The organism is Pantoea sp. RIT-PI-b (assembly GCF_001187905.1).
In the GTDB taxonomy this organism is placed as follows: Bacteria; Pseudomonadota; Gammaproteobacteria; order Enterobacterales; family Enterobacteriaceae; genus Pantoea; species Pantoea nemavictus.
In genome coordinates this window covers 1-2,985 of sequence record NZ_LGIS01000005.1, presented here as the reverse complement: position 1 = coordinate 2,985, position 2,985 = coordinate 1, and the positions used below count along the sequence as shown (strand labels likewise).

The following is a 2,985-nucleotide window of genomic DNA, read 5'->3' as shown; positions in this document are numbered from 1 at the left end:
AGCGTTGCAAAACGCCTGTGGGTTGTGAGGTTAAGCGACTAAGCGTACACGGTGGATGCCCTGGCAGTCAGAGGCGATGAAGGACGTGCTAATCTGCGTAAAGCGTCGGTAAGGTGATATGAACCGCTACAGCCGACGATGTCCGAATGGGGAAACCCGGTGCACTCAGTGCATCATCGCAACATGAATACATAGTGTTGCGAGGCGAACCTGGGGAACTGAAACATCTAAGTACCCAGAGGAAAAGAAATCAACCGAGATTCCCCCAGTAGCGGCGAGCGAACGGGGAACAGCCCAGAACCTGAATCAGTTTGTGCGTTAGTGGAAGCGTCTGGAAAGTCGCACGATACCGGGTGATAGTCCCGTACACGAAAGTGCACAGATTGTGAGTTCGAAGAGTAGGGCGGGACACGTGGTATCCTGTCTGAATATGGGGGGACCATCCTCCAAGGCTAAATACTCCTGACTGACCGATAGTGAACCAGTACCGTGAGGGAAAGGCGAAAAGAACCCCGGCGAGGGGAGTGAAACAGAACCTGAAACCGTGTACGTACAAGCAGTGGGAGCCTTCATTTATGGGGGTGACTGCGTACCTTTTGTATAATGGGTCAGCGACTTATATTCTGTAGCAAGGTTAACCGTATAGGGGAGCCGCAGGGAAACCGAGTCTTAACTGGGCGTTAAGTTGCAGGGTATAGACCCGAAACCCGGTGATCTAGCCATGGGCAGGTTGAAGGTTGGGTAACACTAACTGGAGGACCGAACCGACTAATGTTGAAAAATTAGCGGATGACTTGTGGCTGGGGGTGAAAGGCCAATCAAACCGGGAGATAGCTGGTTCTCCCCGAAAGCTATTTAGGTAGCGCCTCGTGAACTCATCTCCGGGGGTAGAGCACTGTTTCGGCTAGGGGGCCATCCCGGCTTACCAACCCGATGCAAACTGCGAATACCGGAGAATGTTATCACGGGAGACACACGGCGGGTGCTAACGTCCGTCGTGAAGAGGGAAACAACCCAGACCGCCAGCTAAGGTCCCAAAGTCATGGTTAAGTGGGAAACGATGTGGGAAGGCACAGACAGCCAGGATGTTGGCTTAGAAGCAGCCATCATTTAAAGAAAGCGTAATAGCTCACTGGTCGAGTCGGCCTGCGCGGAAGATGTAACGGGGCTAAACCATGCACCGAAGCTGCGGCAGCGACGCGAATGCGTTGTTGGGTAGGGGAGCGTTCTGTAAGCCGTTGAAGGTGTGCTGTGAGGCATGCTGGAGGTATCAGAAGTGCGAATGCTGACATAAGTAACGATAAAGCGGGTGAAAAGCCCGCTCGCCGGAAGACCAAGGGTTCCTGTTCAACGTTAATCGGAGCAGGGTGAGTCGACCCCTAAGGCGAGGCTGAAAAGCGTAGTCGATGGGAAGCAGGTTAATATTCCTGCACTTGGTGTTACTGCGAAGGGGGGACGGAGAAGGCTAGGTTATCCGGGCGACGGTTGTCCCGGTTTAAGCGTGTAGGCTGACACCTTTGGTAAATCCGGGGTGTCTTAAGGCTGAGGCGTGACGACGAGCCACCACGGTGGTGAAGTAACTGATGCCCTGCTTCCAGGAAAAGCCTCTAAGCTCCAGGTAACACGAAATCGTACCCCAAACCGACACAGGTGGTCAGGTAGAGAATACCAAGGCGCTTGAGAGAACTCGGGTGAAGGAACTAGGCAAAATGGTGCCGTAACTTCGGGAGAAGGCACGCTGGCGCGTAGGTAAAGGGACTTGCTCCCCGAGCCGAAGCCAGTCGAAGATACCAGCTGGCTGCAACTGTTTATTAAAAACACAGCACTGTGCAAACACGAAAGTGGACGTATACGGTGTGACGCCTGCCCGGTGCCGGAAGGTTAATTGATGGGGTTATCCGCAAGGAGAAGCTCTTGATCGAAGCCCCGGTAAACGGCGGCCGTAACTATAACGGTCCTAAGGTAGCGAAATTCCTTGTCGGGTAAGTTCCGACCTGCACGAATGGCGTAATGATGGCCAGGCTGTCTCCACCCGAGACTCAGTGAAATTGAAATCGCTGTGAAGATGCAGTGTACCCGCGGCAAGACGGAAAGACCCCGTGAACCTTTACTATAGCTTGACACTGAACATTGAGCCTTGATGTGTAGGATAGGTGGGAGGCTTTGAAGCGTGGACGCCAGTCTGCGTGGAGCCAACCTTGAAATACCACCCTTTAATGTTTGATGTTCTAACGTAGGCCCGTAATCCGGGCTGCGGACAGTGTCTGGTGGGTAGTTTGACTGGGGCGGTCTCCTCCCAAAGAGTAACGGAGGAGCACGAAGGTTGGCTAATCCTGGTCGGACATCAGGAGGTTAGTGCAATGGCATAAGCCAGCTTGACTGCGAGAGTGACGGCTCGAGCAGGTGCGAAAGCAGGTCATAGTGATCCGGTGGTTCTGAATGGAAGGGCCATCGCTCAACGGATAAAAGGTACTCCGGGGATAACAGGCTGATACCGCCCAAGAGTTCATATCGACGGCGGTGTTTGGCACCTCGATGTCGGCTCATCACATCCTGGGGCTGAAGTAGGTCCCAAGGGTACGGCTGTTCGCCGTTTAAAGTGGTACGCGAGCTGGGTTTAGAACGTCGTGAGACAGTTCGGTCCCTATCTGCCGTGGGCGCTGGAGAATTGAGGGGGGTTGCTCCTAGTACGAGAGGACCGGAGTGAACGCACCACTGGTGTTCGGGTTGTCATGCCAATGGCACTGCCCGGTAGCTAAGTGCGGAAAAGATAAGTGCTGAAAGCATCTAAGCACGAAACTTGCCCCGAGATGAGTTCTCCCTGACTCCTTGAGAGTCCTGAAGGGACGTTGAAGACTACGACGTTGATAGGCCGGGTGTGTAAGCGCAGCGATGCGTTGAGCTAACCGGTACTAATGACCCGTGAGGCTTAACCTTACAACGCCAGAGGCGTTTTGGTCTGAGAGACCGGATTTTCAGCTTGTT

Annotated in this window: 1 rRNA gene; it reads left to right on the top strand. The window is 53.7% G+C overall.

The features are described from left to right. Positions 1-28 precede the first annotated feature (28 nt). Positions 29-2,937, top strand: a 23S ribosomal RNA gene (locus AC790_RS00050). The last annotated feature ends 48 nt before the right edge of the window (positions 2,938-2,985 follow it).